Genomic DNA, 13,812 nt, shown 5'->3' with positions numbered 1-13,812 from the left:
GCCGGTGTGCTCGGGGTGGCCGACGCCGATGCCGAGCAGGAACCGGCCGGGGAATTTCTCCTCGAGCCGCAGATAGGTGTCCGCGGCCGCCTCGGCGGTGGTGCCCCACACGTTGACGATGCTGGTGGCCACGACGATCGATTCGGATCCGGCGAGCAGTTTCTCGTAACCGTCCCAGTCGGCCGGCGGCGATCCGCCCAGCCAGACCGCGCCGTAGCCGAGGTCTTCGAGTTCACGCACCCCTTCGGGGGTGAACTGCGTGTAGAACTGCCATGCACCGAACTTGCCCAGGTAGTCGAATGCCATATCAGCGGCCAACGCATCAAGATCACGACGCATTCCCGGCGGCACTGTCGAATTCCGCGCGCGCGGCGAGCACCTCGTCCATGTGGCCCTCGGCCCACTGGTGCAGCCGGGTCACGATCACCAGCAGGCTCTGCCCGAGCGGGGTCAGCGAATAGTCCACGCGCACCGGTACCTGCGCGGTCATGCGCCGTGCCACCAGGCCGTCGCGTTCGAGGGTGCGCAGGGTCTGGGTGAGCATCTTGTTGCTGACCGCGGCCACGGTCGCACCGATCTCGCCGTAGCGGCGCGGTCCCGCGCCGAGCGCGGCCAGGATCAGGCAGGTCCACTTGTCGCCGATGGTGTCGAGCATCTGGTTGGTGGGGCAGGCGGCGAGGTAAGCGTTGTACTCGACTTTCGCCTGTTCCCGGCGTTGCGCGGCGGTGGTGGTCGGCATCGTCACTCCCCTGGTGCGGGCCCGGCCGCGAGCCCGGATCGACAACTGGCTGTGCAGATACAGCCGACGCGGCGGCGTGCGCATTCCCGCCCGCCGGGACCGGTCCGGGCCGCGATCCGCACTCTCACCGGTGACCTGGGTACTTTTCGGTGCCTACTGGCCGCGCGCACGGGCGCCGACCTACGGTGATTGCACGCCCTGCACCGCCGGTCACCCGGCGCGGCGGCGTTCCACCGGTGGACCTTCATTCCTTCGCAGTCACAGGAGCATTCCCATGCGTGCTGTTGCTTTCTCCCGTTTCGGCGGTCCGGAGGTCCTCGACCTGATCGACACCCCCGTACCCGTCCCGGGACCGGGTGAGGTGCTGGTGAAAATCGCTGCCGCCCCGGTCAATCCGGTCGATATCGGGGCGCGGGCCGGGGCGTTCGCCGCGCTGCTGCCCGAGCGCGACCATTACGTGCCCGGTGTCGAATTCTCCGGCTGGATCGAGGCGGCCGGTCCGGGTGTGGCCGATGCCGAGCCGGGGCGGCCGGTGGTCGGCCTGATTCCGTGGCTGGCCACCTTCGACGGCGCCTATACCGAGTACGTGACGATCGCGGCCGAGCTGGTCGCCGCCGCCCCGACCGGCGTCGATCTGACCGCCGCGGCGACCCTGCCGCTCAATGCGATCACCGCGGACCTGGCCGTGGCGGCGGCCCCCGGAGCCCGGGTGCTGGTGACCGGCGCGGCCGGCGGTGTCGGCGGATACGCGGTGCAGTTGGCCGCGGCACGGGGCGCGACGGTGATCGCCGTGGCCGGGCCCGGGGACGAAGACCTGGTGAAGTCACTGGGTGCGAGCGAATTCGCTGCGCGCGGCGAGGATCTGACGCAGCGTGTGGGCGCGGGCAGCGTCGACGCTGTCATCGATGCCGCGCTGGTGGGTGCGTCGCTGCTGCCGCTGGTGCGCGACGGCGGCGCGTTCGTGGCGTTGCTGCCGCCGGTGACCCCGCCTGCCGAGCGCGGGATCACGGTGACGACGGTCCAGCAGGCCCCCGACGGCCGCCGCCTGGCCGAACTGGTGGATCTGGTCGAGGCGGGCACGCTCACCCTGCGGGTCGCGGAGACCTTCCCGCTGGCCGAGGCCGCCGCCGCGCACGCCCGCTTCGAGAAGGGCGGCCTGCGCGGGCGGCTGGTGCTGCTCCCCTAGGCGGCCTCGGGTCGGCCCTGGGCGCGGAATTGTCCGGGCGCCACCGCGAATTCGCGTTTGAATGCTTTGGCGAACGCGTATTCGGAGGTGTAGCCGGACTTTTCCGCGACCACCCGCAGCAGGGCGTCGGACTCGCGCAGCAGCCGCGCCGCGCAGGTCATGCGCCACCAGGTCAGATAGGTGAGCGGGCCGGTCCCGAGGGTGGCGGTGAAGCGTTGCGCGAACACCGAGCGCGACACCCCGGCGCGGGCCGCGAGGGACTGCACCGTCCACGGTGCGCCCGGCTCGGCGTGAATGGCCTGCAGGGCGGTGTGCACGGCCGGATCCCGCAGCGCCGCAACCCATCCGGTGCCGGTGGGGTGGGCGTCGTGCCAGGCGCGCAGCATGAACAGCAGCAGCACCTCCAGCAGCGGCGCGATGGCCCCGGACCCGTCCTGGGTGTCGAGCTCGTGGCCGAGCAGATCGATGGCGGCACGCAACGGGCTGTGGTGGCCGACGCGGGCGGGCAGGTGGATCACATCGGGCAGTTCCGCCAGCGCGGGGTGCGCGCGCGAGTCGTCGAGAAAATAGGCGCCGCACAGCAATACGGTCTCCGCGCCGGACTCGCCCGCGGTGCGTGCGGGTTCGGGACTGTCGGCGATGGCGTGTCCGCGGCTGCGCGGCATGAACGCCACGTCACCGACCTGCAGGTGCACCGGTTCCCCGCCGTCGGGCAACAGCCAGCACGAACCCTGCAGCACCACATGGAATCCCGCGCTGTTGCCCTGCGCCGGGAAATGCGTGCGCCAGGGCGCGTGCTCGACGGTCCGGTTGGAGTGCGGGGTGCCCAGCCGCATCGCCGCGACCGCGTCGCTGAGAATGTCCACCGCCCAACCGTACCGGCCATTCCACCGTCACCGGACGATCGGATATCGGGACCGGACTTTCGAGCATGGATCGTCCGGATCGTGATCCATAGCGTGAACTGCGAGCCGATAGAGCGGCTCGCACCCTTCACTCGATGGAGTTGTCTCCCATGCGTATTGCCGTGCACGGCGCCAGCGGTTTCACCGGTTCCCTCGTCGTGGCCGAGCTCGTCCGCCGCGACCTCACCCCGGTCCTGGTCGGCCGCGACCCGGACCGCCTGCGCCGCATCGCCGACCAGGCCGCGATCCCGGACGCCGAGATCCACGTCGCCCACCTCGAGGACACCGCTGCCCTCACCGCCGCGTTCGCGAGCACCGATGCGGTGATCAATGCCGCCGGACCCTTCACCCTCTGGGGCGAACCGGTCGTGCGCGCCGCCATCGCCGCGCGCCGCCCCTACATCGACACCACCGGCGAGCCCGCCTACCTGCACAAGATCCTCACCACCTACGACGAACCCGCGAAACAGGCCGGCATCGCGGTCGTTCCGGCCGTCACCGACGACGGCGTGCCCGGCGACCTCATCGCCGCACTGACCGCCGCCCGCCTCACGGCCCCGATCGGCGAGGTCGTCATCGCCGACCTGCGCCGCCCCGGCGCCGCATCCCGGGGCACCGCACGCTCGATGGCCGCCATCATGGTCGCCGAGCAGATCGAATACCGGTCCGGCAGCTGGCAATCGGTGCAGGAACCCTCGTCCACGATGCGCGAGCCCGGCGAGACCGAACCGGTGCCGATCAGCACCATCGCCCTGCCCGGCGTCTACACGATCCCCCGCCACATCCAGACCCCGCGCGTGCGCGGCGTGATCCGCGGCGAGGTCGGGGACCTGTTCGCGTCCTTGAATTCCGAAGTCGCCGAAACCCTTCCGGAAGTCCCCGACCCGGCCGCGCTCGACGCCGCCCGCTGGTTCATGCTCGCCGAGGCCACCGGCGTGGACGGCCGCCGCGCCCGCGGCTGGGTGACCGGGTTCAACGCCTACGCCTCCACCGCGGTCATCGCCGTGGAGGCCGCGCGCCGGCTGGTCGCCGACGGCGCCCCGGCCGGAACCCTCGCCCCGGCACAGGCCTTCGACGCCGCGAGCTTCCTCGACCACCTCGCCACCACCGGGGTGACCTGGCAGGTCGAGGAGCTCGCCGCCGTCTGAACTCCGTGCCCCGCACGGGAATCAGTGCCCGGCGTCGACCTTCGGGAAGGTGTCGCTGACCAGTGTGAGCAGCGCGTCCGCGAGCAGGTGGTGCACCTGCTCGCGGCTCAGGCTGCCGCGCACGATCCACTCACGCCCGGCCGCCTTCACCAGCCCGCCGTAACAGCGCACCAGCGCCCGCAGTTCGGCCGAGTGCAGCGACTCGCTCAGCCCCATCATCTGGACCATGCGGTCGGCCGCGGCATAGTCGGCCTCGTCGAGGATGCGCTGCACCTCGGGGTCGTCGCCGACGCCCTCGTGCCCGGTGACCTTGACCCACGTGCTGCCGTGCTCACCGATGGTGTCCAGCAGCCACGAGACGCTGGCGTCCACCCGCTCCCGGGTGGTCCCGGCGGGCACGATCATCTTCTCCGGCCGCGGCAGCGTCACCATCCGCCGCACCACCGCGAGATACAGGTCCCGCTTGTTGCCGAAGTAGTGATTGATCAGCCCGCGCGCCACCCCGGCCCGCTGGGCCAGCTCGGCGGTGGACACGGCCGCGTACGGGCGTTCGCCGAACATGTCGATGGCGCAGGACAGGATCTGCGCCCGGCGTTCGTCGGGTTCGAGCCGGCGACGGCGTGATGGCGCGTCCCCCGCGTCCGCGGACGCGGACGGCTCGATGTCGATATCAGAGTGAGCGGGCAATGAGATCCTTCATCACCTCGTTGGCTCCCGCGAGGATTCGCAGGACCCGAGCGCCGGTGTACAGCTGGGAAATCGGGTATTCGGTCATGTATCCATAGCCGCCGAAGAACTGCAGGCAGCGATCCACCACATTACCGAGTTGGTCGGTCAACCAGTATTTCGACATGGCCGCGGTGGGGATATCCAGCTCACCACGCAGATGCTTGACGATGCAGTCGTCGAGGAACACGCGCCCGACCTTGGCGATGGTCGCGCACTCCGCCAGCTCGAAACGGGTGTTCTGCATGGCGAACAGCGGCTTGCCGAACGCCTCGCGGCCCTTGGTGTAGTCGACGGTCAGCTCGACCGCCTTCTCCGTCATCGCCACCGCCATGATCGCGGTGACCAGGCGTTCCTGGGCCAGCATCTGCATCATCTGATAGAAACCCTGGCCCTCGGCCGCGCCCAGCAGGTTCGACACCGGCACGCGCAGGCCGTCGAAGAACAGCTCGGCGGTGTCCTGCGCCTTGCCGCCGATCTTGGACAGGATGCGGCCGCGGGTGAAACCCGGAGTGTCGTCGCCCACTTCGGCGAAGATCAGCGAGACACCGGCCGCGCCCAGGGTGGGGTCGGTCTTGCAGGCAATGATGATGCCGTCACACAGCCACCCGTTGGAGATGAAGATCTTCGAGCCGGTGATGACGTACTCGTCGCCCTCACGCACCGCACGGGTCTTGATGTTCTGCAGGTCCGAACCGGTCCCCGGTTCGGTCATGCCGATCGAGAGCACCATCTCACCACTGGCCGCCTTCGGCAGCACCCGCTTCTTGAGTTCCTCGGACCCGAACTCGTGAAGGTAGGGCGCGATGATCGAGGAGTGCACCGACATGCCCAGTGAACCGTCACCGCAGTGCGCCTGGGCCTCGATGATCGCCGCCTCGTGGGCGAAAGTGCCACCGCCACCACCGTATTCGGAAGGGATGGCCGCGCACAGCAGGCCCAGTTCACCGGCGCGGTTGTAGAGCGCGCGGTCGGGGTGCCCCTGGGCGATGAACTTCTCCTCGTGCGGAATCACCTCCTTCTCGAAGAAGGTGGTCGCCAATCCTCATACCGCCTCGACCTCGTCGTCGCTCCATGCGGGGCGTGCCATCGTCCGTTCCTCGCTTGCCTGAAAAGGGTGCGCCTGAGCGCCTCGCCCCTCAGCGTGCACGGCTATTGGCGGTGTGTCAACAATGCGTCAACAATCGCCCGACCGGGACTGATTGACCTCGGCCAAGGTCGAGAAGAGCGGCGTGCCCGCATCCGCCTCGATCCCCTGCCGCCGCAGGAACCCATCGATGAGCCCCCACACCAGCTCCGTCGCCCGCTCCACGAACGCCCTCGCCGCCATCACCGACGCCGCCCTCGACGGCGGACAATGGGTCAACCTGCTGCCCCTCGCCGCCCACCTGCCCGACCCCCAGCTCGCCTTCATCGCCACCCGCATCGGCCAACAGAACGACGACCGCCTCGGCGACCTCATCCGCGACGCCCACACCGCCGGCCTCTGGGCCGCCATGATCCCCGTCGCCCTCGCCCAGGACCACGAGGGCCGCACCCGCGTCCTGACCCTCATCGACGACATGGACGACATCGCCGAATTCCTCACCGCCCTCACCCCCGACACCCCGGACACGGTGTGGCAGGCCCTCATTCAGGTCCGCGACGACATCCCCGCCCGCCTGCAAACCCGGCTCGCCGAACGCGCCCGCGAACTCGGCCGCGACGACGACGCCGGCGACCTCGCACCCCTCGGCGCCACAGCCAACTGACCGCACCCCACCCCACAACGCCCGGCCTCGCAACGGCCGGGCGTTTCCCACATCCGGCCCTTTGAGACAATGGCTCGTCCACCACCCCGCGCACGAAGGATCACCACAGCTTCCGATGGCCGAGCAGAACACCCCGGCACCACAGTCCGACGCACCGGCCATCGACCCCGGCGACCTGGCCATCTGCCTGCGCGTCCTCGAACAGGCCGGACAGCTCGACAAGGAACACCCGGACTCCGTCACCGTGCAGCGGGCCGTCGCGCACATGTTCAAGACTTTCAAGCGCAACAAGCGCATCGCCACCCGCGACGCCATCTCCGAAGCCGACCGCGAAGTCGTGGCCGCCACCGCCACCGGCTCACCCAACCGCATCGACGACGAAACCGCCGGGATCCCGATCAGCTCCACCACCACCGGAGCCAGCGCCGGAACCCTGCTGCGACCGCGCCCCTGCTACATATGCAAACAGCGCTATACCCGCGTGGACGCCTTCTACCACCAGCTCTGCCCCGACTGCGCCACCAAGAGCCACACCAAACGCGACGCCCGCACCGACCTCACCGGCAAACGCGCCCTCCTCACCGGCGGCCGCGCCAAGATCGGCATGTACATCGCCCTGCGCCTGCTCCGCGACGGCGCCCACACCACCATCACCACCCGCTTCCCCAACGACGCCATCCGCCGCTTCGCCGCCCAGCCCGACAGCGCCGACTGGCTGCACCGGCTCCGCATCGTCGGCATCGACCTCCGCGACCCCGCCCAGGTCGTCGCACTCGCCGATGACATTGCCGCACAAGGCCCACTCGACATCCTCATCAACAACGCCGCACAGACCGTGCGCCGCACCGCTGGCGCCTACAGCGCCCTGGTCGAAGCCGAGAACGGGCCCCTGCCCGCGGGCGAACTGCCCGACGTGATCAGCTTCGGCAAGACCATGCAGGCGCACCCCACCGCACTCACCGCCTCCCTCACACCCGACCTCACCGCAGCCGATATCACCGACCTGGCCCTGGTCGCCGGATCGGCCACGCCGGAACGGATTTCGCAGGGCGTCGCCATCGACGCGGGCGGACTCGTCCCCGACCTCGCCCACACCAACAGCTGGGTCCAGACCGTCTGCGAGGTCGACGCCACCGAACTGCTCGAAGTGCAGCTGTGCAACTCGGTCGCACCGTTCATCCTCATCTCCCGGCTGCGCCCGTCCATGGCCGCGGCGTCGGCCCGGCGCAAGTATGTGGTGAATGTGTCCGCCATGGAGGGCGTTTTCGCGCGCGGCTACAAGGGCGCCGGCCACCCGCACACCAATATGGCCAAGGCCGCACTCAACATGCTGACCCGCACCAGTGCGCGCGAGATGTTCGAGGGCGACAAGATCCTGATGACCGCCGTCGACACCGGCTGGATCACCGACGAGCGGCCGCACTACACCAAGATCCGCCTGGCCGAGGAAGGCTTCCACGCACCCCTCGACCTGGTCGACGGCGCGGCCCGCGTGTACGACCCGATCGTCCGCGGCGAAGCCGGCGACGACCTGTACGGGTGCTTCCTCAAGGACTACGAACCCTCCAACTGGTAACTCACCCCTCCTGAGCCTGACCGGCTCCTCCCCTCTTGGCTGTTTTTGAGGGTGGTGGGGCTGGTACAGGACCTTTTAATGAGAAGGTGATTCATGTTTAGATGCGCATATTTCCGTATCAATATGTTCACTTTGCGATTCGACGACGTCACACCGGTTCAGGCCGTCTTCCTAGCCGAAGGAGACTCCTGATCCGTGCTCCGGCCCCCTCGTACAGCACCCCGCCCTACCCCATCGTCCCAGCGCAGGACCATAATCGACGCACTCCCCCACTACGAGAACGGACGATCTCATGAGTGGAAAATCCTTGGCCACCACGCTGCGGGAGCGACTGCCGTTCCTGCGCTGGTCGGTGATTCGATTCGCTTTGGGCGGGCCGACTTTCATGCGGACCGGGCAGGTGGGCGATGGCCGCGAGGCCGCCGCCCTGGATTACGTACTCACCCATTCCACCGCGGGCGATCCGGACAGCGTGCTCGCGGCCTACGATGGCTTCGCCCGCACGCAGAGCATGCTGGTGAACGTCGGGGACGAGAAGGGGCTGATCCTCGATGCCGCCGTGCAGCGGGCTGCGCCGAAACTGGCGCTCGAGCTGGGCGGTTACTGCGGGTACAGCGCGGTCCGGATCGGGCGGGCCCTCTCCCCCGGGGCGCGCCTGGTGTCGGTGGAGTTCAATCCCGACAATGCCGAGATCGCCCGGACCCTGCTGGCACATGCCGGGCTCGCCGATCGGGTGAGCGTGGTGGTGGGAATGATCGGCGACGGCGGGAAGACGGTCGCGCGGCTCGCGAGCGAGCACGGATTCGGTTCCGGCGCACTCGATTTCGTCTTCATCGACCATGACAAGAGCGCATACCTGCCCGATCTGCGGACCATCCTGGCGGCCGGCTGGCTTCATCCGGGCAGCATCGCGGTCGCCGACAATGTGCGTATCCCGGGCGTCCCGGAGTACCGGCGCTACTTGCACGAGGCCGAGGGCGCGAGCTGGCGGACCATCGAGCACGACACCCACGTCGAATACCAGTCGCTGCTCAAAGATCTTGTCCTGGAATCGGAATACCTGGGCTGATCACTTCTATCCTGGGGTCATGGGCTACCGGCTGCTGGCCGACGCGACCGCGATCGTGCACTTCCTGTTCGTGGCCTATGTGGTGGTGGGCGGTTTCGTCGCCTGGCGCTGGCCGCGCACCATCTGGCTGCACCTGCTCGCCTTCGGTTGGGGTTTCAGCACGGTGCTGTTCACCATCGAGTGCCCGCTGACGAATCTGGAGAACTGGGCGCGGCATCGGGCCGGCGAGGCGGGCCTGCCCTCGAGCGGGTTCATCGACTACTACATCACCGGCGTGCTCTATCCGCGCAGCGCCCTGGAGGAGGTGCGGGTGCTCGTGGTGATCTGTGTCGTCGTGTCGTGGGTCGGGCTGGTGTGGTTCTCACGCCGCCGCGGCGCGAGAACCGCTGCGGCGAAGTGACACGTTTACGCAGCTAGAGACATCATTCTGCCCCGTTTCGGACTGAGGGTGCCAGCCCGATGGCCGGGTGATCCGGAGTTCCGGATCACCGCCGCAGGCCGCGGATTCGATATGCGGAGGCGTCACGGATCGGCGGCGCGCCGAAGGCCTTCCGCCCGTCCTGCGCCGTCCAGTCCGGCCTGTTCAGAGCTGTCTTGGCAACTTCTTGGCAAGATGGAAACCGCATCTGAGCTGGCCGAACAGAGACTCCGTGGCGAGTCCGCTCGTCTGCCCCAACCACCGAATGGATGGGTCGACCTGTACAAGACCGGCAGCCCACGGTCAGCAAGCCAAGTCGAGTGCCAAGCGAGCAGTGCCGGGCGAGAAGCCGACGCTGGGGGCCCGTGATGCCGCATCACATCCGAGTGGCCCGGGTAGGAGCCGAGCGAGAGCTGTTCGGGAGTTTCCGGTTTTCTACCAGGAGCGCCGGATCGTCCTGCACGGCAACAACCTCATGGCCGGCGAGCAGGCGGATTCAGCAGTCGCACCCGACCCGACCGACTATGGCGAGCCCGCACCAGCTTGTTCCCGCGCGGCCAACTTGGCCACCAGCCTCTGGTCCAGACCTTCTGCGCGCAGATCCGGCAGGACCATCTCAGCAAACTCTGCCTGCCCTTCCTGACCGAACTCCAGGCCTGACTCCCCATTCACAGCGTGCCTGCCGGAGTGGCGCATTCCGAAGGCCCAATGGACCAATATGAGCTCGACGGGGAAGCAATCACGCCTGGGCGTCGACTTCCCGCCTGCTCCGCACGTGTTCAAGTCCCGCCTCGCGCACAAGATCGTGGCATGGGTGACACATCCGAGGAATGCGTGTTCGAGTGCGCTCGCACACGCGGAGGATGACCATGACGAATCCCCCTGACCTGCAACGATATCTGGCAGGTATGCCCCGAACCTCCACTGCCGGCGCGGCGCTCGCGTGCTTGTGCGCGGCCGGAGTCGCGCGATGATTCCGCTGCTGGTGCCGCCGCAGGTGCCGTTGCAGGAGTTGCTGCACGGCCCGATGATCGCGCCGCCGCCTCCCCCGCTTCGTCCGTCGGATCTGGCCTATGGGCTCTCGACGGTCGGTCACGGGGGCCGGATTGTGGACCGGCAGCTTTTCGCGGCGCTGGGCTGGTCCGAAGGGGACCGGCTGGGCCTGCGCACCGAGGGCGCGGTGCTGGTCGCCGAGCCCGCGACGGACGTGACACCAGGCGCGACAATGATGGTCCGGGCCGGTTTCGTCCGGATCCCGTATCGCTGGCGGCGGCGGGTGAATCTGTTCCTCGGTGATCGGGTTCTGTTGCTCGCCAACCCATCCCGCAAGCGTCTGGCTATCCATGCGCCGGTGGCGCTCGCCGAGGTGTTCGGTCCTGTTCTGGACGGACTGTCCCGGTGAGCGCGCCCGGCACCGCCACCGCGTCCGTAAATGCGTCGGCGGAGACGGTGGCGGCGGCACGGTTGTTGTTGTCGCAGATGGGTATCGCTCCCGCCGATCTGGTGGCCGGGTCCTCGGCACCGACGTTCGCCAAGGTCGTCCCGAAGCTTCGCGCGACGCTGACATCGGGCACGTTGCGCACCTACGACACTCACCTGTCCTGGCTCGAAAAGCACTGGCACGACCGCCGACTCGACGAGATCTCCAAGCTCGACCTGGAGCAGCGGGCGCGTGAGGTGCAGGCCGGGGCCCGTGCGAGCCGCGCGTCGCGGGGCGGGGGTAGCGCGGTCGAGCATTTCGTCGGCGCGGTGCGGTGTGTGTATCGCTATGCCGAGGACAGCGGGTGGATACGGCGTGCGGACAATCCGGCCCGGCAGGTGCCGAAACCTGCTCGTCAGCCCTCGCATCGGTACGCGATCCCGCCCCACCGGCTCGCCGAGATCTGCACGGCTGCGGCGACCTCCGGTGACGATCCGGAGCTCGACTCTCTCGTGCTGCGGCTGCATATCGAGACCGCCTGCCGCCGTGGCGGCGCGCTGGCGCTGCGGCCCCATGATCTGGACGAGGACCAATGTCTGGTTCTGCTGCGCGAGAAGGGGCAGACCGAGCGCTGGCAGCCGGTCTCGCCGACCTTGATGCGTCATCTGCTCGCTCATGCCCGAGAGCGCGGTGCTCCGCGATCGGGGCAGCTGCTGCGGTATCGCAACGGCAAGCCGATCAGTTCCCGTCGATACGACTACATCTGGACCCGGGTCGGGGAGATCCTGCCGTGGGTGGCGGTTCAGGGCATCAGCATGCACTGGCTGCGGCATACCACGTTGACGTGGGTGGAACGCACCTTCGGTTTCGCCGTGGCCCGGGCCTATGCCGGACATGACGGCAAGGCAGGTGGAACGACCGCGACGTACGTGAAATCCGATGTTCTCGAGGTCACCGCCGCCCTCTCCATCCTCACCGCGGAACCGCACCCGCTGGTGTCGAACGTGGACAGGCATATCCGAGCCATCGACTCGATGTGAGTGACCGACACCTGCATGCAGGGATCCGATCCCGTCGCCATTGCCTCGGCCGATTCGCTCCGGCCGAGACAGTGCCGCAGCTTCGAACACTCGGCTCGGTAGGACCGGCGACCTTGAGAGGGGCTGTGTGGCACGGCAACTCGCGGCACCGCGTGGAGACGCATCCACATCACCCCAGTAGGGAGGCCCGACAATGACTTCCGATCCTTCGACGACGAATCCCTCTCGACAAGCGGCGTTTCGCGGTGTTCGATGGGTCCAACCATCGCATCACCGGGAACCAGCACAGGCGCTGTTGCGCGGCCACCGTCCACGTCGCGGCGCAGCCGCACCGGGACGGGACACCACCGTGGGAATCGACATCACCTGCCCGACCTGTGGGCACGACGACCGAGTGCAGCGCGTCCCCGCCGTTCGAGCGAGCGGCACAACCACGGTCTACGGGCAGGACTACCACTCCGGCGTCGCCGTCAGTTCTGCGGGACTGATCCCGGTCCTCGGTTCGACCGCGACCGACCGCACCTACTCGACCCGCCTGTCCACCTCACTGGCATTGGCACCCCTCAAACACAGTTCGGGCAAGCTGGTCTTCTTCGGACTGATCCTCGCGATTCCTGCCCTCATTTTTTTCTTGATCGCCATCGTCAATTTCTCTGATCCTAAAGCGACAACGCCGTTGGCAGTCTTTCTCATCGCCAACTTTCTCTTGATCTCCGCGATGGCTACCCCATCACTGCTGTTGTTCTGGATCGCGGCGTACAGAAGTCGCCGGAACAGTAGAATTTCCCGAGGGATTGCCGTGAGCAAACACATCTGGAGCGCTGGCTACTACTGCCATCGATGCGGTTACTGCTACTGGCCACATCCGATCGCACCCGGAATTCCGGCACGCCAATCCGTCACCCCCGAAAACTATCGCCGGATCGTGTGGAGCGCAGGCGGATACGCCAACCTCTGACAGCCTCACAGTGGCCCGAATAGTTCGGTTCTTCTCAACGAGCGCCTAGAGTCCAGGTGGCGAGTCAATAAAATGGACACCGACTCGTGCAGTCTGCCTGATGCCACAGGCTGATAGTTAATCAGGACGAGGATCTTTAAACCGCGCTCGAAACCCTGCAGTGCACACCTCGATTATCGACGCCTACCTCTGAGTGTTCACCGCCTCGAATATCCGCGAACCATTAGCTGTTCGCGCCCATAATCTCCTCATCGAAAGCCGCGACAGGAATCTCTTGTCGCGGCTTTCGCATTCTTCGATCTGTTGGAAGGCGATCCCGATGCCTGTCCCTGTCTCTTCCTCTGCACATTCATGCGTGGTCTGCCAGCCCACCATTTATCCACAGCAGGCACGAACGACTGGAAACGAACCAGCCGTCCCTTCGGCCACAAGTGCTGTGGCACGGTGCAATCGCTGCGGCGAACCCAGCCAGCATCTGGCCACGACCCTGGAATTCGGTCAGGTCTGCCGCACGTGTGCGCCCGGGTGGTCGGAATGCGCGCGCTGCCGGTACACCACACCGAATACGTGGCGCACCGATACCGGCGACCGGGTCTGCCCCTCGTGTATCAACAGGTTTTTCGATCAGTGCGGCGCATGCAGCCTCTACACCGCCGACAGCCGTTATGTATCGGGCGGCGCACGCGTATGTTCTGGCTGCGCCCAGAACTACAACTCGTGTGGGCAGTGCGGCGCATTGCTGCCCGATCACACCGACTGTGACAGCTGTGGATCGCGGGGCGGTCAAGTCCCAGGGCGTGGTGTAACTCGGGTGGTCACCGCATGATCCGGTATTCGGTCAGGCGGTGAGCTCTGCGGGTGCGGTGTCCTCCTGTT

The 13,812-nt window shown here is 67.6% G+C and carries 14 protein-coding genes; 9 read left to right on the top strand and 5 right to left on the bottom strand.

Annotated features, from left to right (window positions below):
• Together ACFXN1_RS49840 and ACFXN1_RS49835 are read right to left on the bottom strand one after the other, a co-directional pair.
• Positions 1–339: LLM class flavin-dependent oxidoreductase (locus ACFXN1_RS49840; protein WP_379445834.1), on the bottom strand; the 339-nt coding region annotated here is incomplete at its 3' end.
• Positions 329–739, bottom strand: a complete 411-nt coding sequence (locus ACFXN1_RS49835; RefSeq protein ID WP_379381371.1) for a winged helix-turn-helix transcriptional regulator — start codon at positions 737–739, stop codon at positions 329–331. The genes ACFXN1_RS49835 and ACFXN1_RS49840, both read right to left, overlap by 11 nt.
• Positions 740–1,013: 274 nt before the next feature.
• On the opposite strand from ACFXN1_RS49835, the gene ACFXN1_RS49830 reads away from it, so the two are divergent.
• Positions 1,014–1,925, top strand: a complete 912-nt coding sequence (locus ACFXN1_RS49830) for an NADP-dependent oxidoreductase (RefSeq protein WP_379445835.1) — start codon at positions 1,014–1,016, stop codon at positions 1,923–1,925.
• Here ACFXN1_RS49830 and ACFXN1_RS49825 read toward each other — a convergent pair.
• Complete coding sequence (locus tag ACFXN1_RS49825; RefSeq protein WP_379445836.1) at positions 1,922–2,791, bottom strand: AraC family transcriptional regulator; 870 nt, start codon at positions 2,789–2,791, stop codon at positions 1,922–1,924. The genes ACFXN1_RS49830 and ACFXN1_RS49825 overlap by 4 nt on opposite strands.
• Before the next feature lie 134 nt (positions 2,792–2,925).
• Here ACFXN1_RS49825 and ACFXN1_RS49820 point away from each other — a divergent pair, with 134 nt between their 5' ends.
• Positions 2,926–3,978, top strand: a complete 1,053-nt coding sequence (locus ACFXN1_RS49820) for a saccharopine dehydrogenase family protein (protein WP_379445837.1) — start codon at positions 2,926–2,928, stop codon at positions 3,976–3,978.
• Between the two features lie 21 nt (positions 3,979–3,999).
• On the opposite strand, the gene ACFXN1_RS49815 is transcribed toward ACFXN1_RS49820, so the two are convergent.
• Both ACFXN1_RS49815 and ACFXN1_RS49810 read right to left on the bottom strand, forming a co-directional pair.
• Positions 4,000–4,665, bottom strand: coding sequence for a TetR/AcrR family transcriptional regulator (locus ACFXN1_RS49815; RefSeq protein ID WP_379445838.1), 666 nt, complete (start codon positions 4,663–4,665; stop codon positions 4,000–4,002).
• A complete protein-coding gene (locus tag ACFXN1_RS49810) occupies positions 4,649–5,746 on the bottom strand; it encodes an acyl-CoA dehydrogenase family protein (RefSeq protein ID WP_379445839.1) in 1,098 nt (365 codons plus the stop codon). The genes ACFXN1_RS49815 and ACFXN1_RS49810 overlap by 17 nt, the downstream gene beginning before the upstream one ends.
• 235 nt (positions 5,747–5,981) lie before the next feature.
• Here ACFXN1_RS49810 and ACFXN1_RS49805 point away from each other — a divergent pair, with 235 nt between their 5' ends.
• From ACFXN1_RS49805 to ACFXN1_RS49775, 7 genes are all read left to right on the top strand, one after another.
• Positions 5,982–6,455 carry a hypothetical protein gene (locus ACFXN1_RS49805; RefSeq protein ID WP_379445840.1) on the top strand — a complete coding sequence of 158 codons (474 nt, stop codon included), beginning with the start codon at positions 5,982–5,984 and terminating at the stop codon, positions 6,453–6,455.
• A gap of 115 nt (positions 6,456–6,570) precedes the next feature.
• Positions 6,571–8,031 carry an SDR family NAD(P)-dependent oxidoreductase gene (locus ACFXN1_RS49800; RefSeq protein WP_379445841.1) on the top strand — a complete coding sequence of 487 codons (1,461 nt, stop codon included), beginning with the start codon at positions 6,571–6,573 and terminating at the stop codon, positions 8,029–8,031.
• A 292-nt stretch (positions 8,032–8,323) separates the two neighbouring features.
• Positions 8,324–9,100, top strand: coding sequence for an O-methyltransferase (locus ACFXN1_RS49795; protein WP_379445842.1), 777 nt, complete (start codon positions 8,324–8,326; stop codon positions 9,098–9,100).
• 19 nt (positions 9,101–9,119) lie between these two features.
• Entirely contained in the window at positions 9,120–9,500 is a 381-nt protein-coding gene (locus tag ACFXN1_RS49790) for a DUF2784 domain-containing protein (protein WP_379403969.1), read from the top strand.
• A gap of 988 nt (positions 9,501–10,488) precedes the next feature.
• Positions 10,489–10,920 carry a hypothetical protein gene (locus ACFXN1_RS49785; RefSeq protein WP_379445843.1) on the top strand — a complete coding sequence of 144 codons (432 nt, stop codon included), beginning with the start codon at positions 10,489–10,491 and terminating at the stop codon, positions 10,918–10,920.
• Positions 10,917–11,978 carry a tyrosine-type recombinase/integrase gene (locus ACFXN1_RS49780; RefSeq protein ID WP_379445844.1) on the top strand — a complete coding sequence of 354 codons (1,062 nt, stop codon included), beginning with the start codon at positions 10,917–10,919 and terminating at the stop codon, positions 11,976–11,978. Before ACFXN1_RS49785 ends, ACFXN1_RS49780 begins: the two co-directional genes overlap by 4 nt.
• A gap of 349 nt (positions 11,979–12,327) precedes the next feature.
• On the top strand, positions 12,328–12,936 hold the full coding sequence (locus tag ACFXN1_RS49775; protein ID WP_379445845.1) for a hypothetical protein: 609 nt from the start codon (positions 12,328–12,330) through the stop codon (positions 12,934–12,936).
• Positions 12,937–13,812: the final 876 nt, after the last annotated feature.

The organism is Nocardia sp. NPDC059154 (genome assembly GCF_042755705.1).
Taxonomy (GTDB): domain Bacteria; phylum Actinomycetota; class Actinomycetes; order Mycobacteriales; family Mycobacteriaceae; genus Nocardia.
This window is presented reverse-complemented; position numbering and strand designations above follow the sequence as displayed.

Excerpts from the sequence above, each read along its gene's own strand:
- ACFXN1_RS49835 (WP_379381371.1), bottom strand. The coding sequence starts at position 739 with ATGCCGACCACCACCGCCGCGCAACGCCGGGAACAGGCGAAAGTCGAG.
- ACFXN1_RS49830 (WP_379445835.1), top strand. The coding sequence starts at position 1,014 with ATGCGTGCTGTTGCTTTCTCCCGTTTCGGCGGTCCGGAGGTCCTCGAC.
- ACFXN1_RS49820 (WP_379445837.1), top strand. The coding sequence starts at position 2,926 with ATGGAGTTGTCTCCCATGCGTATTGCCGTGCACGGCGCCAGCGGTTTC.
- ACFXN1_RS49805 (WP_379445840.1), top strand. The coding sequence starts at position 5,982 with ATGAGCCCCCACACCAGCTCCGTCGCCCGCTCCACGAACGCCCTCGCC.
- ACFXN1_RS49800 (WP_379445841.1), top strand. The coding sequence starts at position 6,571 with ATGGCCGAGCAGAACACCCCGGCACCACAGTCCGACGCACCGGCCATC.
- ACFXN1_RS49795 (WP_379445842.1), top strand. The coding sequence starts at position 8,324 with ATGAGTGGAAAATCCTTGGCCACCACGCTGCGGGAGCGACTGCCGTTC.
- ACFXN1_RS49790 (WP_379403969.1), top strand. The coding sequence starts at position 9,120 with ATGGGCTACCGGCTGCTGGCCGACGCGACCGCGATCGTGCACTTCCTG.
- ACFXN1_RS49785 (WP_379445843.1), top strand. The coding sequence starts at position 10,489 with ATGATTCCGCTGCTGGTGCCGCCGCAGGTGCCGTTGCAGGAGTTGCTG.